Consider the following 15714-nt stretch of genomic DNA (forward strand, 5'->3'; position numbering starts at 1 on the left):
TGTGAACTGACCCCATGCATCCAGATACCCGATTTGGAGGGCTAATTCAGCATTAAATGAACACAACCTTGGATACATCCGGTTCGCGCTGGGTGGAAATGAAGCTCAAGAACGACAAGCTGTCCGTATCCAGCACAGCCACCCTATCATCATCCTGGGAAATGAAGGCAATGGGCCGGGTGGGATGGAAGGAAACAGCAATCGCGCGAGCTTCCAGCCTGACATAGCCGATTTCGCGCAGATCCGACTGCCCCACGATCGAGAGGCTCCGATCGCCGTAGTTGGAGATGAACAAACGCCCATCCCGAAACAGATTGATGCGCGTTGGATCTTCGCGCGATGCCGCCGTGTACTTGACCCGCATGGTTCGCGTGTCGATAGCGGCAAGCGTCCCGCTCCATCGGTTCGTTACGTACAGTGTGCCTTCATCCTCGCTCAGGCAATATCCCTCGGGCTTTTGACCTGGGGCGCACAACACCGCAGACGCCAAAGGATCCCAGGGAAACACCTTGGCAACGGTATGCGACAGCAGGTTCATGCAATAAGCGGTGCGGCCATCGCGCGCCAAAGCGAACAAATGGCTTTTGATCCCTGCCGACGAGGTGGCGCGCTTGGGGCCCACGTCGGACAAAGGCTCGTCCAGCACCAGCAAAACCGCCTTGTCTTCGCTTAAGACATAAAGACGGTCTTGCTCATCCATTTGCATGCCATGCAGGCGGTTGTAGGGGGATAGATCTATCGTGCGCATCAACGCCCCACTGGCGATATCCACCTGAAACAAGACATGCCCGCCCTCGCCGGTATGCCCGGAAGTTTCCACGCCATAATGCCCTATCCAGGCCACCTTGTTGTGACTGTCGGTCACGAACTCATGGGGGTAAAGGCCAAGCTCCAGCGAGCGAAAGCGCTCACCCGTGTGTATGTCGTACCAACTTATGCAATGGCTGCATTTTTCGACCAATAGCAGTGTTTCGCGGCCTGTCATTTTTGCAATCCTTTGGCATTGAGGTGAATTCTGTACAGCGAGGTCGTGGCACAGATAAAAAGTGAATCGCCCCCCAGGCCGCCAAACGTCAGGTTCCCAACCTTTTCAGGCACCGGAATTTCCGCCAGGCGTCTGCCGTCGGAATGATAAATTTGCACTCCCGACGCACTGCTGGTGTATATCCAACCTCGCTCATCAAGCCTGAAACCATCAGGTAGACCGGGATTTACTTCCGCAAATGTCTTCGGATCGGACAAGGTGCCGCCCGCTCCCACCTTGAACGATATGATGTGATGGCGCCCCTGGCCCTCGGGACGCAGTGCCGCCGAGGTATCCGATACATACAGGACGCTCTCGTCGGGAGAAAACGCCAAGCCATTGGGCTCATCGAGGTAATCGGTCGCAATATCCAGCGCCGAAGTCCGGGGATCGAAGCGGAACACATAGTTGTGACGTAGTTCGGAAGGAGCCTTGTGGCCCTCCCGATCTGACAAGATGCCATAGGGAGGGTCGCTGAACCAGATCGTGCCGTCGCTCTTGACCACAATATCGTTGGGTGAATTCAAGCGTCGCCCCTGATACCTGTCAACCACGACCTCATCTTCCGTCCTGGCCAGACCGTCTATCATCCGCGTCCTGATAATGGCGCGCCGACCGTGCGAACAATGCAGAATGCTGCCGTCCAGATCGCGATAATGGCCATTGGTGAAATCCACCCCCTCACGCCAGACTGAAAACCCCTCGTCCTCGCCTTCGCGCCAGCACAGTATCCGGTTGTTGGGGATATCACTCCACAACAACGAACGGGCCTCATGGATCCAGACCGGCCCTTCGCTCCAGGCCGCACCTGTCGCCACCTGCTTCAGACGAGAATCCGGCCGGAACACCCCACGCGCGGCGTCATCGAAAATTATTGCAGCACTCATCTCTTCCACCTGTTCGCCCCCACATCCAGGAACGGATATACCGCCCGATCCACACACGACACCTGAAATTGTCTTCATACATGTTTCCGGCCTTTGAGCTTTGCACCGCTGAACCCCCATAAAGGCCGGTGACGCATTTGCGCCGCCCATTCGCACTTCGAAAACCGCCGTACACCTGGGCCGACTGGCGCTCGCCGATTGCCCGGCAAACTCGGATCCGGCCCCCAAATGGCCTGATAGGTATCGATGCACCGCCCTTGATATTGCCAATACACCAGCGTCGCGCCGTACACGCTCCACCATAGGAGCAAGGCAATGAACATCCAACGCGGCGCATCCGCCACAAACAGACCCAGCACAATGACAACCACGGCGCCGGCAATCAGCAGCCATCCCAGGAATTTATGCAAGCGCTCAAATACAAGCCTGCGCCGGGTCATCAAGTAATGATCGCCCAGCTCCATCCTCCGCCCGAAGGGAATGGAGCCATCGGCAGGCCCTCCCTTGGATCCACGCAACACGCCCGACAGCGCCTGTGCTGCCGCCACGGCCAGCAGCGACCAGCCGAACCAGGCATGCACATCCGCCAGCACACGGCCGGAACCCATATTGCCCCACGCCAGCGCGACGGCCAGACAGGCGGCGAACAAGCCGGCCGTCTGCAGCACCAGATGCGCATGCCACCACCACTTGTTATCCAGTTTCCTGGGCCAGTCCTGATTGGGCAATACTTTCAGATAACGGGCAATCAATCCGCCGATGGGTATGAGGAACCCCCAACTCAGCACCATCAGCCGCCCATGCCAGGCAGCCCAACCGGCCAGGTGATGTTCCGTGGCCCCCGATACCGGGGCCCACAGCCAGTTCCAGCAGTCCATCCAAAGCCCAGCATTCATAGCGTTGTATCACGCAGCCTCGATCTGTTCGAGTTCACGCGATCTCCGATTTAAGATCCGACAAGAACCGTTTCAGCGATTGGATTTTTTCCGTATTGCGGCGTATCAGAATTTGCAGCCTGGGTAATTCCAAACCTTCCAGCAAGGCTATTTTCACGATGGGGGTATCTGCCGGCAACAGCGGGATGACCGACTCCCGGCTTATCGAGCAAAGCTGCACATGGGCATTTATAAAGGCGTGAATCACAGCGGGCGACGGCGATTCGATTCGCGGTTCGATAGGAATCAGCCCCCGGCTCACGAATTGAGCGTCGAATACATTCCGCAACAAGGTGCCTTGCGTAGGCAAAACCCATTGCAACGACCGGCTGTCAGCCAGGGAAATTTTCTTTCCGGCCCTGGAACGCGTTTGGAAGTGCGGGTTGTCCCGATGCGCAATGACACAGAGGCGATCATCCTTTTCCCACAGTTCCTGGGCGTAGACTTCCCGCCTCATCTCATCGCCAAGTATGAAGCCGCCAATCGCGCAATCGATCTCGCCTTCTTTGAGCAGATGCAACAATTGCCGGCTGGTGGCGTCCAGCAAGGATACCGAAAGGCTGGGCTCCCGATCGCACATCCGGGACAAGGCCTTGGGCAAAATCTGCGTCACGACTTGCGAGATCGCGCCAATCCGCAGCAACTGCTTGGCTTGGGGATGAGGGCCGCGGGGTTCGAATTCGCTGTAGCCAAGCTCTTCCAGCACGATGCCCACCTTGTCCATCAGGTGAATGCCGGCCGCCGTTGGGGTGACGCCCCGGTGCTCACGCGTGAACAAAGGACAGCCGACAGCCTCTTCCATTTCCCGGATCATGCGGCTGGCCGCCGGCTGGGAGATATCCAGATGGGCAGCCGCCCCTTGAATCGTACCGGTGTCGCGCAGCACCGCCAGTAGCCGCAGGTGCTTGATTCTAAGGGCGTCAAAATACAAGGTTTTCAAGATATGGACCGTTATCTAAAAAATGGCGGCTAATGTCCGATGAGCCTGACCGGTTCGCCGGGAATGGGCGTATAGCTGCTCCCGCCGCGCCTGACGATGGCGTCCGCGCCGCCGTGCTGCGCAATCAGCCGCCCCTGGTCGACCTTGGCCTGAGCGTCGGTTTGCCCAGGATCGCAAATACCCGCCAGTGTCTCCGCGAATGCCGTCAATTCCGATTCATGCCGTCCGCCTAAAGCCAGATCCTGGAACTCTTCGGGGTCGTGCTTCAGATCGAATAGTTCAGGGCGATACCCGGTATAGCAAATATATTTTTTGTCGCCCTTGCGCAGCATATACGCCGCACTGACCGATCCCGCCGCATGGTATTCACTGAATACCGCGCGCTGGCCGTCGTACGGCTTGGCCGCGATCTCGAACAAGGACCGGCCGGGCAGCTCGGCGCCTTCCAAATCCTGCCCAACCGCATCCAGTATCGTTGGATAACAGTCGACCAGCGATACCGGAGTGTCGACCACGGCCTGCTGCGCCACCCTGGGGCCCGACATGATCAACGGCACAGACACAGACTCCTCGTACATGGTGGATTTACCCCATAAACCGCGAGCCCCCATGTTGTCGCCATGATCGGACAGGAACAGCACAACGGTATCGTCTGCCAGTCCGTTGATTTCGAGCGCCCGCAATATCGAACCCACGTTATTGTCCATGAACGAGCAAAGGCCGTAATACGATGCAATGGCAACCCTTCTTTGCTGATCGTTCTCGAAATACGAATCGAAACGATAGCAATCGTCCCATTGTTGAACCCAGGGATGCAAGCCGCCAGCTGTCTTTTTAGGCAGAGGGATATCGCTGGGGTTGTAAAGCGCGTAATACTCCGGAGGGGCAATCAACGGCGAATGCGGGGCAATGAACGAGGAAAACAGCACCCAGGGCTTGTCGCGCTGCGTGGCGCCGTGCTTCGCCAGCCACTGCACAGTTCGAGCGGTAATATCGCGGTCATAGTCGATGTATGTGCTTGCGCCCGGGCCTATGCATTGCGCCAGGTCTTTCGACTGGTGCCGCACAGGCGGCGGATTGCGTATCAGGCCATACAAATCGCCCACGCCGGCCTCGATATGCATGGGAATGATTTGCTCGCTAAAGCCCGCATCGATGTCCGCATTGGCATAATGCAGCTTGCCGATCGAAATCACCTCGTGGCCGGTGTCGCGCAAGTGCCGCGCCCAGCTGCGCATACGGCCGTCGTAGGCAATGGCGTTGTCCCAACATTTGTTCTGGTGCACATACCGCCCCGTGGCCAGCGCTGCTCGCGCCGGAACGCAAATTGGCGAGTTGGTATAGGCATTGCGAAAGACAGTGCCCTTGGCGGCCAGCTTGTCCAGATTAGGAGTCTTGACCATGGGATGGCCGTTGAACCCGAGCATTTTTTTGTTGTGCTCGTCGTTCATGATGATAATCAGATTAGGAGTTTTCACGGCTTTGCTCTTGGACTGTCAAAGTCAAAATGTAATATTGTTTTCGTGAACCACACGCGCCCAACGCTGGGTTTCTTCTTGCACGAACCGGGTGTATTCCTCGGCGCTGCGCAGATCGACATGAGCGCCCAAGCCAACGAATTTCCCTTGAACCTGAGGATTCTCCAACGCTTTGTGCAAGGCATCGGTCAAGATCTTGCGCAAGGGATCGGGCAGGCCTTTGGGCGCAAACAAGCCATGCCAGTTATCCACCAGAAGGCCAGGCGCCCCGAACTCCTTGGAAGTGGGAACTTCCGGCAAGGATTTCAGCCGGGTCTCGGAGGTGATGAACACAGGAACCACTTTTTTGGAATGGATCAAGGGCATGGCCGCGGATACGCCTGCGAAGGTCATTTGTGTTTCACCGCTGGCCACCGCCAATACCGCCGCCCCGCCGCTCTTGTAAGGAACATGCAGAAGGTCCAAGCCCAATTCCTTCTGCAGCAAAATACCGGCCAAATGCTGCGGACCTCCGATGCCGGGCGAGGAAAAAACCATGCCTTGAGGCTGTTTGGCCGCCAAGGCCTTCAGGTCGCTCAAGCTGCGCACATGAGTACCCGGCCCGGTAACGAGCACCAAAGGCACTGAAGCAACGGCGCCGACAGTCGTGAAATCCTGCGATCGATAACGAACCGTCCGGGACAAAGGCGACAGGGCAATATTGGAGACGGTGCCCATCAACAAGGTGTAGCCGTCAGGGTGGGCGGATGCCACGTAGCCCGCACCAATCGCTCCGGTCGCGCCTGGCTTGTTTTCGACAATAATCGACTGTTTTAGCGCCTGGCCCATGTCGGTGGCCACGATCCGAGCCAATACATCGGGAGAGCTGCCCGCCTCGGATCCCACGACAATCGTGATGGGCCGCGACGGAAACCCACCCGCCGCCTCGGCCCCGGTCGAGGCGGCCGCCAGCAAACCGATAAACACCGCGTTCAATACCACTTTTCCACTCATATGACTCACCATTGATCTCCTGTCCTGTTTTATGGGGCGCTTTGCCGTCGGCCTGCAGTTTCCTCGTTTCGCGCATCGTGCCTTACTCAGAAAAACACTATGCATGCCAACTTTGCATACCTTGAAATTTTTGAAAACCCTTTATTCAATGGGCTTTTTTTACAGAATATCACCTGGAGATCGGTTTCTAAATTAAGTTTTCACGATACATATATCCACTTTTAGGATAGCAATCCCACTGCGCCTTTTTGCCCTGGATATTCTGGTCTCGTCGCGAAAATCAAACGGAGCGGCCGCACGACCGCCCTTGCGAACGATGGAAGAAGAAGGATTCGCCAGGTATCACTTGAGGTTATCTCCATATCGCACTAATTCATTATTAAGCTATCGCATGTTTCGCCATACTGGTAGCCCTGATTGACCCGCAACGCCATTCCGATTCATGCCGCACGGGGTAAATCGCCCACGCCACACACTGCTCGACACATTCACGAGCGGCCCCTAATGGAGAATCAAGTGAAAGTAGTCAATATCCGAGCGCGCGTTTTCGAATGGAAAGGAAAGACAGTCCCCCCCCAACCTCATTTCTGCACCAACGCCATGAGCCTGCTGTGGGATCGCGGCGACTCAATGGGCACCTTCCGCTTCCATGGCTGGACCGTAGTGGAAATCGAAACTGATGACGGGCATGTGGGCATAGGCAATGTCGCGCTGGCGCCTCGCATCGCCAAGCAGATCATCGATCAGTATCTCAGTCCACTCGTCATCGGCCAGGACCCCTTCGACTATGAATACCTATGGCAGCGCATGTACCGCTCCACACTAGCCTGGGGGCGCAAAGGCGTAGCCATGGCCGCCATTTCGGCAATCGATATCGCCTTGTGGGACTTGATGGGCAAGGCCACTGGCCGACCGGTCTTCAAGCTTCTGGGCGGGCGCACCAAAGAAAAAATTCCTTGCTACGCCTCCAAGCTCTATCGCAGAGACCTGAGTGAAATGCAAGGTGAAGCCCAGTCTTACCTGGACCAAGGCTTCAGCGCCATGAAGATGCGCTTCGGCTACGGCCCCAAGGACGGGCCCGCCGGCGCACGCAAGAATATCGAAAGCGTCGAAGCCGTGCGCGAAGTCATAGGCTACGACGTAGACCTGATGCTCGAATGCTATATGGGCTGGAACCTGGAATATGCCAAGCGCATCTTGCCGAAACTCGAACGCTTCGAACCCCGCTGGCTAGAGGAACCCGTGATCGCCGACGATATCGACGGCTACGCCGAACTCAACCATCTGACCAGTATTCCGATCTCGGGGGGCGAACACGAATTTACCAGCCATGGGTTCCGCCAGCTGCTCGACAAGCGTGCCGTTTCGGTCATCCAGTACGACACCAATCGAGTGGGCGGCATTACTGCGGCCCACAAGATCAACGCCCTGGCCGAGGTCTATGGCGTTCCTGTCATTCCGCATGCGGGGCAAATGCACAATTATCATCTCACCATGTCGACCCTGGCCTCGCCCATGTCGGAATTCTTCCCCGTGCACGATGTCGAAATAGGCAACGAATTGTTCTACTACATCTTCGACGGAGACCCCGCTCCGCAAAACGGCTATCTGGATCTCGACGACAACCTGCCCGGACTGGGCCTGACCCTGTCCGATAAATACCTGGACCAATTCAATATCATCGAATAAGCCGCGCGGGGCGGCCTCGTTTCTACCGAGGCCGCCCCGCCGTCATTGTTCGAGACACAAAAAACTATACAAGCCGGGTACTCTCCATGGCGGCCCGGATCTCGAGGATGAACACTTGAGAGGCAGGACTGAGAATGCGGCCTTTGCGGGTGATGATTCCGTAGGAAGGTATTTGCCTTTTGATTTTCAAGGGCACAATGCCCAGCGTCTTGCGCTCTTCGTAGTGCTTGGCCACCAGCGTCGGCATGACCGCCAGCATATCCGACTGCCTGAGCAGGGAAGAGGTCAGCAGCATGGACGAGGTCTCGAGAATATTGATCGGCAAGGCCAGGCCAGACTCCATGAACACCAGTTCCAGCACCTTGCGCATAGGGCTGGGATGAGCCTGCAGAACCCACGGATACTGCAGCAGGCCGGCCAAAGTCACTTTGCGGTTGCGCACCTCGGGATTGGACGGGCCGGCCACTATCGACAAAGCCTCTTCGGCAATGGGCTCGAACATAAGCTCGCGGCTGTCCCAGTTATCGGGCACGCGGCCGATGGCCACGTCCAGCCGGTCCTGCAACAGCGCCGTGATCAGCACATCGCTGGTATCGATCTGGATGCTGGGAGCCAGCCGCGGGTGGCGCTGCTTGAGCATGATCAGCGTGTCGGACAGCAGTTGAGGGGCGGGGGCCATGATGGCGCCGATGCGGATCTTGCCGATATTTCCCGATTCGATGGCCACCAGCTCGTCGCGTACGCCGCCCAAGTCGGAAAACACCACCTGCGCATAGCGAGTCATGACCTCGCCGTAGGCTGTAGGCTGTACGCCACGCCGGAGACGATCGAAGAGCTTGAGCCCGATCACGTCTTCCATCTCGTGCAGCATTTTCGTGGCGGCGGGCTGGGTCAGGCCGATTTGCTCGGCGGCCTTGCGCAAGGAACGATGTTCATGCAGCGCCAGCAGCAAACTAAGCTGCCGCATGCGCAGGCGATTGAATAATATGGCGGCGTTAGGTATCACTTGGGGTTATCACTATATCTTATTAATTTATTATTAAGCTATCACAAGTTTGGCCATACTTGTAGCACTAAATCATAAATTACAGGAGACACCATGCAGACATCCCTGAAAAAACAGTTGCGCCGCGGTGCGATAAGCGCCGGCCTGATGACCAGCCTGTTTGTCTCGGCCCACAGCTATGCCGCCGACGCCTGGAAGCCCACCAAGAATATCCAGGTTATCGTGGCGGCCGGAGCGGGCGGCGGCACCGATCAATTGGCGCGCCTGATTCAATCCATCATTACGCGCCACAAGCTCATGGATGTCTCCACCGTGGTCGTCAACAAAGGGGGCGGCAACGGCGCCGAAGGCTTCCTGGACATCAAGATGGCCAAAGGCGATCCTTACAAAATCATTGTCGGCACCAACAATGCGTACCTGTTGCCGCTGGTGGCCAAGCTGGGCTACCAATGGACGGACCTGACACCGGTTGCCATGGTGGCCCAGGACGATTTCATTCTATGGGGTCCTGAAAACTCGCCCTTCAAAACCGTCAAGGACTACATCAATGCCGTGAAGGCCACGCCAGCCAAATACCCCATGGGCGGCAGCCAATCGAAAGATGTGGACCAAACGCTGACCATGCTGATCAACAAGACCGAAGGCACCAAGTTTGTGTACATTCCGTTCAAGAGCGGCGGCGAAGCGTCCACACAACTGGCGGGCGGCCACATCGCTTCCAACACCAACAATCCCAGCGAGAGCATCTCGCAATGGCGTGCCCACCAGGTCAAGCCCTGGTGCGTGTTCAGTAAAGAGCGCATGGTCTATACCAAGAAAATCACCGATACCCAGGCCTGGTCCGATGTGCCCACCTGTGTTTCGCAGGGCATCCACATCGATGAGTTCCGTTTCCCGCGTACCGTCTTCATGCCGGGCGGCGTCACCGACGCACAACGCCAGTACTATGTCGACCTGCTGAAAAAAGTCACGGAAACGCCCGAATTCAAAGAGTATCTCGAGCGCGGCGCATTGGTGCCCAGCTTCCTGGCGGGCAAGCAATTCAACGACTACATTCAAGCCGACGACAAACGGGCCCGCGAGATTTTCAAAGAGGCGGGCTGGCTGAAGCAGTAAATATCCGCAAACCGGCTGCGTCGCGGCAACTCAAGCACCACGACGCGGCAACTCTTCGAATCGAAGGCCATGAATACACAGACATCCGCAGACACACCCGGCCCTGCCGGCCCGCCCCCCGGACAGGGCGGGCTGAGCCTGCGCGTGGGCGGGCTGGCCACCTCCTTGTCGCTCGTGATTCTGGGCGGCATCGTCATGGCGGGCAGCCTGCAGCAGGGCATAGGCTGGGACGACGGCGGCCCCATGGCCGGGTATTTTCCTTTTTACGTTGGGCTGTTCCTTGCCCTGTCCAGTCTGGGCACCGCTATCAAAACCCTGTCCAAATGGCCCTTCGGCCGCGCCGACCTGACCACCCGCCCGCAGCTCAAGCGCGTGCTGGGCGTATTCATTCCCATCTGCGTTTACGTGGCGCTGATGCCTTTCATCGGCATGTACGTGGCCTCGGCGCTATTCATTGCCTGGTTCATGTGGCGCATGGCCGAAGACGGCAAGCGTTACAGCTGGCTCAAGATCCTGACCATCTCGATCGTGGTGCCGCTGGCCTGCTATTTCATTTTTACCCGCTGGTTTGAGGTTCCGCTGTACGCCGGCCCATTCCCGGCCTGGTTCGGAATGTAGGACGAAACCGCATGGAACAACTCAACCTGCTGATGCACGGCATGAGCGTCGTACTGTCCTGGTACCACATCATGATCATGATCGCCGGCATTTTGCTGGGGATACTGGTGGGCGTGCTGCCGGGCCTGGGAGCGCCCAACGGCGTGACCCTGCTGCTGCCCATCACCTTCACCATGCAGCCGGTATCGGCCATTATCCTGCTGTCGTGCATGTACTGGGGCGCCCTGTTCGGCGGCTCGGTCACATCGGTCATATTCAACATCCCGGGCGAACCCTCGTCGGTCGCCACCACTTTCGACGGCTATCCTATGGCCCGGCAGGGGCGCGCCGGCGAAGCACTGACGGCGGCCTTTACGTCGGCGCTGCTGGGCGCGCTGGTGGGCGTTCTGCTCATTACCTTTCTGTCGGGCTATATCGCCAAATTCGCGCTGAGCTTCAGTTCGCCGGAATTCTTTGCCGTCTATGTGCTGGCGTTCGGCAGCTTCATCGGCCTGAGCCGAACCCCGCCGCTCAAAACCATATCGTCCATGATGATCGGTTTTGCCGTCGCCGCCGTAGGCATGGATACGGTGTCAGGCAATCTGCGCCTGACCTTCGGAATCCCGGACCTGCTGCGCGGCATCAGCTTTGAAGTCGCGGTCATAGGCCTGTTCGGCATAGGCGAAATCCTGTGCACGGTGGAAGAAGGGCTGGTATTCAAGGGCGAGCACACAAAAATCAACGCCCGGATTGTCTGGCAGACCTGGAAGCAAATGCCGCGCTATTGGGCCACCTGGCTGCGCAGCGTGGCCATAGGCTGCTGGATGGGCATTACCCCGGGCGGCCCCACCGCCGCATCGTTCCTGAGCTACAGCGTGGCCAAGCGCATGTCGAAAACGCCCGAGCGTTTCGGCAAAGGCGCGCTGGAAGGCGTGATCGCCCCCGAAACCGCCGACCACTCGGCCGGCACCAGCGCCCTGCTGCCCATGCTGACGCTGGGTATCCCGGGCTCGGCCACCGCCGCCGTGATGCTGGGCGGCCTGATGATCTGGGGCCTGCAGCCCGGCCCAACTTTGTTCCTGGAACAGAAGGATTTCGTCTGGGGCCTGATCGCCAGTATGTATCTGGGCAATGTGGTGGGCCTGGTCGTGGTGCTGTCCACCGTGCCGCTGTTCGCTTCCATTCTGCGCGTGCCGTTTTCCATCATGGCGCCGATTATCGTCATTGTGTGCTGCATCGGCGCCTACGCGGTCAATCAGTCGCTGTTCGATGTGGACTTGATGCTGGTGTTCGGCGTGTTCGGCTATTTGTTCAAGAAGCTGGGCTACCCGATTGCTCCGCTGGTGCTGGCCGCCGTGCTGGGCGACAAGGCCGAAGATGCGTTCCGGCAATCCATGCTGTTCTCGGGCGGCAGCCTGGGCATTTTCTGGCACAACGGCCTGGCGGGCACCCTGACCACGCTGGGGTTGCTGATGGCCTGCCTGCCCCTGATCGGGCGCCTGTTCAAGCGTAAAGAACCGATTCCGGCCATTGTTCCAAACCCGGATTAAACGAACTCCATCGAGATACCATGCCTGCACAAAAACCCACGATTGCCCTGACCTTGGGCGACCCCGCCGGAATCGGCCCTGAACTTATCGCCAAACTGTTGAACGATCCCGCCAACCTGCAACAGGGCAATATTGTGCTGATCGGCGACCCATGGCTGTGGGAGGCCGGGCAAAAAGCAGCAGGCGTGGCCGTGGCCACCCAGGCCATTGCCTCGCTGGCCGACGCGCGCGGCGCAGCCGGCGACAAGCCGCTGTTTGTTGCCGTCGACAGCGTTGCTCCCGGGCAAGTCCGGCAAGGACAGGCCGCCGCATCCGGGGGCGCCTCGGTGCTGAAGATTCTGAACCTGTGCATGGATGCCGTGATGGCCGGCCAGATCGACGCCATCTGTTTCGCACCGCTGAACAAGCACGCCATGAAGCAGTCGGGCATGAAGTTCGAAGACGAGCTGCATCACTTCGCCAACTACCTCAAGGTGGACACGTATTTCTGTGAGTTCAATACGCTGGACGGCTTGTGGACTTCGCGGGTGTCTTCGCACGTGCCGCTGAAAGACGCGACGTCGCTGCTCAGCAAAGAACGCATCGAAGACGCCAGCCGGCTGATCTACGATTCGCTCAAGGCGGCCGGCATTGCCCAGCCGCGGGTGGCGGTGTCCGCGCTGAATCCGCATGGCGGCGATGGCGGGTCTTGCGGGCGTGAGGAGATCGATATTATCGAGCCGGCCGTACGATCGTTGCAGCAACAGGGCTATCCGGTTGAAGGGCCTTTCCCCGCAGATACTATTTTCATCAAGGCGCGCGACGGCAAATACGATGCGATCGTTACGATGTATCACGATCAGGGGCAGATTGCGATCAAGCTGCTGGGGTTCGAGAAAGGGGTAACTGTGCAGGGGGGGCTGCCGATACCTATAACGACGCCGGCGCATGGCACTGCCTATGATATTGCGGGGAAGAATCTGGCGAATGTGAATGCCATGCGTAATGCTTATCTTATTGCTTGCCGCATGGGGGAGGCTTATAGGAAGAGATGGGGTGAGTCATAGGACAATCTTGGAGTTGCCGTTATGGGTGGCTTGTGGCTGTCTGTCTCATTCGTTATTTAGCTATTATTCTTGTTCTATAAGTACTGTTTTTGTTCTTAAGACACGAGGGCGGCGGGCCAATGGCCAGGGCAAATGCCTGCACGATATGCGTTCTTAAGGCGCGGGGGTGGCGGCCCAGGCAGGGTGGTGCTCGCATCGTCCGGTCCTGGCTTCGCCAGGACTGCCCGCGGCCGGCGCCTGGATCGGGCGGTCGCGGAACTCGCGTCGTCCACAGCCCCCCGGGCTGTGGACACCCGTGACGCTCAAACAGCCGCTCCCTTGCCTCCCGATCCAGGCGCCGGCCGCGGCGGACTCAAGCTCGCTCACCCTGCCTGGGCCGCCACCCCCGCTCGTATTAGGACTTTCCGTATGAGGGCTTTTGCGTGAGGGCTATTGTAGGGGGACTTCCTTTGCATGGGGCTTATGAACTATGGCCATAAGTTCACACGATTATGTGGGGATTGCAGGGGCATCTACGTGCTTGCTTGCGGACTCGTAAGGACTTGTTGTTCATGAGTTCGGAGTCAGCCTGTGGCCGCTCGTCGGGAAAACGTTTGAAACTGGCATCCATAATTGGCGTTCTATCAAGATGTATGACATCTCATATTCTTTTATAATCTATTGTGGCCAAAGAAAAATACAATTGGAAAATCGGGTTTACTATGGATAAACTAAGATATTAGTATTTCTGCGCTTTGGCTCCGTCATGCTGCTTCAAGGTTTACGGGCCGGTTTCATGGCTGGCAAAGCTACTTTTTAATTAATCGATGGCTATGGCATACAGCCGCTGCCGTCCCTGCACGACAAGGTATATTGTGAATATTACGGGTGCTATGCTGATCGGCGCCGAAGATGTCTTCGGTTCCAACAAAGAAATCAGGGCCATCAATCCGGCCACCAACGAAACTCTGGAGCCGGGCTTCAAGGGCGGCAACGCCCAGGACGTCGATCGTGCCTGCCGCCTGGCGCAGCGCGCCTTTGCCAGCTACCGCGAAACCACGCTCGAGCAACGCGCCGTGTTTCTCGAAGAGATTGCCGAACAGATCATGGCGCTGGGCGATGATCTGATCACCCGCGCTCACCAGGAATCCGGCCTGCCCCTGGGCCGTCTGCAGGGCGAGCGCGGACGCACCGTCGGCCAGTTGCGCCTGTTCGCCTCGGTTGTGCGTGCCGGCCGCTGGCTCGATGCGCGCGTCGACAACGCCCAGCCCAATCGCACGCCCATGCCGCGCAGCGATATCCGCCTGCGCTACATTCCGCTGGGACCGGTCGCCGTCTTTGGCGCCAGCAACTTTCCGCTGGCCTTTTCCGTGGCCGGCGGCGACACCGCGTCGGCGCTTGCCGCCGGCGCGCCGGTCATTGTGAAGGCTCATTCGGCCCATCCCGGCACCTCCGAACTGGTTGGCCGCGCGGTGCGCAAGGCCGTGCAGCAATGCGGCCTGGACGAAGGTGTGTTTTCGCTGTTGTTCGGCGCTGGCAGCGATGTCGGGCAAGGCCTGGCTGCGCACCCCATTATCAAGGCGGTTGCCTTTACCGGTTCGCGCAATGGTGGCGTAGCGCTGATGCATACGGCAGCGGCTCGCCCAGAACCTATTCCGGTATACGCCGAAATGAGCAGCATCAACCCTGTGTTCCTGATGCCCGCCGCGCTCAAGGCTCAGCCGGAAAAAATCGCGCAAGGCTTCGTGGCCTCGCTGCTCATGGGAGCCGGCCAGTTCTGCACCAACCCCGGTCTGGTCATAGGCCTGGCCTCGCCTGAACTGGATACGTTCGTACAAGCCAGCAAAGACGCTGTCGCCCAAAGCGCCACCGCCACCATGCTGACTCCGGGCATCCATAGCGCCTATCAAAAGGGTGTGGAGCAGCTTAGCCATCATGCCGACATTGAAGTGTTGGCCCGCGGCCAAGCTTCCAATGCGCCCAATCAGTGCCAATCGGCTCTGTTGCGCACAACGGCCGACGCTTTCCTGAAAGACCCGCACGGACTGGGCATGGAGGTGTTCGGCTCGAGTTCGCTGGTCATCGAATGCCGCGACGCCGCGCAAATGCTGGCCATCGTCGAAGCCCTCGAGGGCCAGTTGACCGCCACATTGCAGATCAAGGAAGGCGAAGACCAAGCACTGCTGTCCACACTGATCCCCGCCCTGGAGCTCAAGGTAGGCCGTATTCTGGCGAATGGCTATCCCACCGGAGTTGAAGTCTGCCACGCCATGGTGCACGGGGGCCCATTCCCCGCGACGTCGGACAGCCGCAGCACGTCGGTTGGAACCGCCGCCATCTATCGCTTCCTGCGTCCTGTGTCTTATCAGGATATTCCGGACGCATTGCTTCCCGAAGCCTTGAAGGCCGCGAATCCATGGAGCATTCCGCGCCTGGAAGATTGAAACGTAACCCTGGCCATTTGGCGTAAGGGC

13 protein-coding genes are annotated in these 15714 nt (G+C 58.4%); 6 read left to right on the forward strand and 7 right to left on the reverse strand.

The features are described from left to right. Nucleotides 1-52: 52 nt before the first annotated feature. From LSG25_RS14195 to LSG25_RS14220, 6 genes are all read right to left on the reverse strand, one after another. Entirely contained in the window at nucleotides 53-985 is a 933-nt protein-coding gene (locus LSG25_RS14195; protein ID WP_232741564.1) for a YncE family protein, read from the reverse strand. Continuing rightward, nucleotides 982-1911 carry an SMP-30/gluconolactonase/LRE family protein gene (locus LSG25_RS14200; RefSeq protein ID WP_232744703.1) on the reverse strand — a complete coding sequence of 310 codons (930 nt, stop codon included), beginning with the start codon at nucleotides 1909-1911 and terminating at the stop codon, nucleotides 982-984. Before LSG25_RS14200 ends, LSG25_RS14195 begins: the two co-directional genes overlap by 4 nt. Before the next feature lie 74 nt (nucleotides 1912-1985). After that, nucleotides 1986-2807 carry a cytochrome b561 domain-containing protein gene (locus LSG25_RS14205; protein WP_232741565.1) on the reverse strand — a complete coding sequence of 274 codons (822 nt, stop codon included), beginning with the start codon at nucleotides 2805-2807 and terminating at the stop codon, nucleotides 1986-1988. A 34-nt stretch (nucleotides 2808-2841) separates the two neighbouring features. Then, on the reverse strand, nucleotides 2842-3786 hold the full coding sequence (locus LSG25_RS14210) for a LysR family transcriptional regulator (RefSeq protein ID WP_232741566.1): 945 nt from the start codon (nucleotides 3784-3786) through the stop codon (nucleotides 2842-2844). Between the two features lie 29 nt (nucleotides 3787-3815). Then, nucleotides 3816-5264 (reverse strand): sulfatase-like hydrolase/transferase, encoded by a 1449-nt coding sequence (locus LSG25_RS14215; protein WP_232741567.1) that lies wholly within the window; start codon nucleotides 5262-5264, stop codon nucleotides 3816-3818. A 24-nt stretch (nucleotides 5265-5288) separates the two neighbouring features. Next, on the reverse strand, nucleotides 5289-6257 hold the full coding sequence (locus LSG25_RS14220) for a tripartite tricarboxylate transporter substrate binding protein (RefSeq protein WP_232741568.1): 969 nt from the start codon (nucleotides 6255-6257) through the stop codon (nucleotides 5289-5291). Between the two features lie 516 nt (nucleotides 6258-6773). Between LSG25_RS14220 and LSG25_RS14225 the strand changes: the two genes are divergently transcribed. Continuing rightward, entirely contained in the window at nucleotides 6774-7946 is a 1173-nt protein-coding gene (locus tag LSG25_RS14225) for an L-rhamnonate dehydratase (protein WP_232741569.1), read from the forward strand. Between the two features lie 64 nt (nucleotides 7947-8010). Here the strand turns inward: LSG25_RS14225 and LSG25_RS14230 are convergent, their stop codons facing one another. Next, entirely contained in the window at nucleotides 8011-8952 is a 942-nt protein-coding gene (locus LSG25_RS14230; protein WP_232741570.1) for a LysR family transcriptional regulator, read from the reverse strand. Nucleotides 8953-9045: 93 nt separating this feature from the next. Here LSG25_RS14230 and LSG25_RS14235 point away from each other — a divergent pair, with 93 nt between their 5' ends. From LSG25_RS14235 to LSG25_RS14255, 5 genes are all read left to right on the forward strand, one after another. Continuing rightward, on the forward strand, nucleotides 9046-10068 hold the full coding sequence (locus tag LSG25_RS14235) for a tripartite tricarboxylate transporter substrate binding protein (protein WP_232741571.1): 1023 nt from the start codon (nucleotides 9046-9048) through the stop codon (nucleotides 10066-10068). Between the two features lie 69 nt (nucleotides 10069-10137). Beyond that, nucleotides 10138-10686 (forward strand): tripartite tricarboxylate transporter TctB family protein, encoded by a 549-nt coding sequence (locus LSG25_RS14240; protein ID WP_232741572.1) that lies wholly within the window; start codon nucleotides 10138-10140, stop codon nucleotides 10684-10686. An 11-nt stretch (nucleotides 10687-10697) separates the two neighbouring features. Then, entirely contained in the window at nucleotides 10698-12215 is a 1518-nt protein-coding gene (locus LSG25_RS14245; protein ID WP_232741573.1) for a tripartite tricarboxylate transporter permease, read from the forward strand. Nucleotides 12216-12235: 20 nt separating this feature from the next. Continuing rightward, on the forward strand, nucleotides 12236-13261 hold the full coding sequence (locus LSG25_RS14250; RefSeq protein ID WP_232741574.1) for a 4-hydroxythreonine-4-phosphate dehydrogenase PdxA: 1026 nt from the start codon (nucleotides 12236-12238) through the stop codon (nucleotides 13259-13261). Between the two features lie 854 nt (nucleotides 13262-14115). Continuing rightward, nucleotides 14116-15684 (forward strand): aldehyde dehydrogenase (NADP(+)), encoded by a 1569-nt coding sequence (locus LSG25_RS14255; protein WP_232741575.1) that lies wholly within the window; start codon nucleotides 14116-14118, stop codon nucleotides 15682-15684. The last annotated feature ends 30 nt before the right edge of the window (nucleotides 15685-15714 follow it).

Origin of the sequence: Paralcaligenes sp. KSB-10 (assembly GCF_021266465.1) — a bacterium.
In the GTDB taxonomy this organism is placed as follows: Bacteria; Pseudomonadota; Gammaproteobacteria; order Burkholderiales; family Burkholderiaceae_B.

What these genes read in the sequence shown, in the direction of transcription:
- LSG25_RS14195 (WP_232741564.1), bottom strand. Translation starts at nt 985, where the DNA reads ATGACAGGCCGCGAAACACTGCTATTGGTCGAAAAATGCAGCCATTGC.
- LSG25_RS14200 (WP_232744703.1), bottom strand. Translation starts at nt 1,911, where the DNA reads ATGAGTGCTGCAATAATTTTCGATGACGCCGCGCGTGGGGTGTTCCGG.
- LSG25_RS14205 (WP_232741565.1), bottom strand. Translation starts at nt 2,807, where the DNA reads ATGAATGCTGGGCTTTGGATGGACTGCTGGAACTGGCTGTGGGCCCCG.
- LSG25_RS14220 (WP_232741568.1), bottom strand. Translation starts at nt 6,257, where the DNA reads ATGAGTGGAAAAGTGGTATTGAACGCGGTGTTTATCGGTTTGCTGGCG.
- LSG25_RS14235 (WP_232741571.1), top strand. Translation starts at nt 9,046, where the DNA reads ATGCAGACATCCCTGAAAAAACAGTTGCGCCGCGGTGCGATAAGCGCC.
- LSG25_RS14240 (WP_232741572.1), top strand. Translation starts at nt 10,138, where the DNA reads ATGAATACACAGACATCCGCAGACACACCCGGCCCTGCCGGCCCGCCC.
- LSG25_RS14245 (WP_232741573.1), top strand. Translation starts at nt 10,698, where the DNA reads ATGGAACAACTCAACCTGCTGATGCACGGCATGAGCGTCGTACTGTCC.
- LSG25_RS14250 (WP_232741574.1), top strand. Translation starts at nt 12,236, where the DNA reads ATGCCTGCACAAAAACCCACGATTGCCCTGACCTTGGGCGACCCCGCC.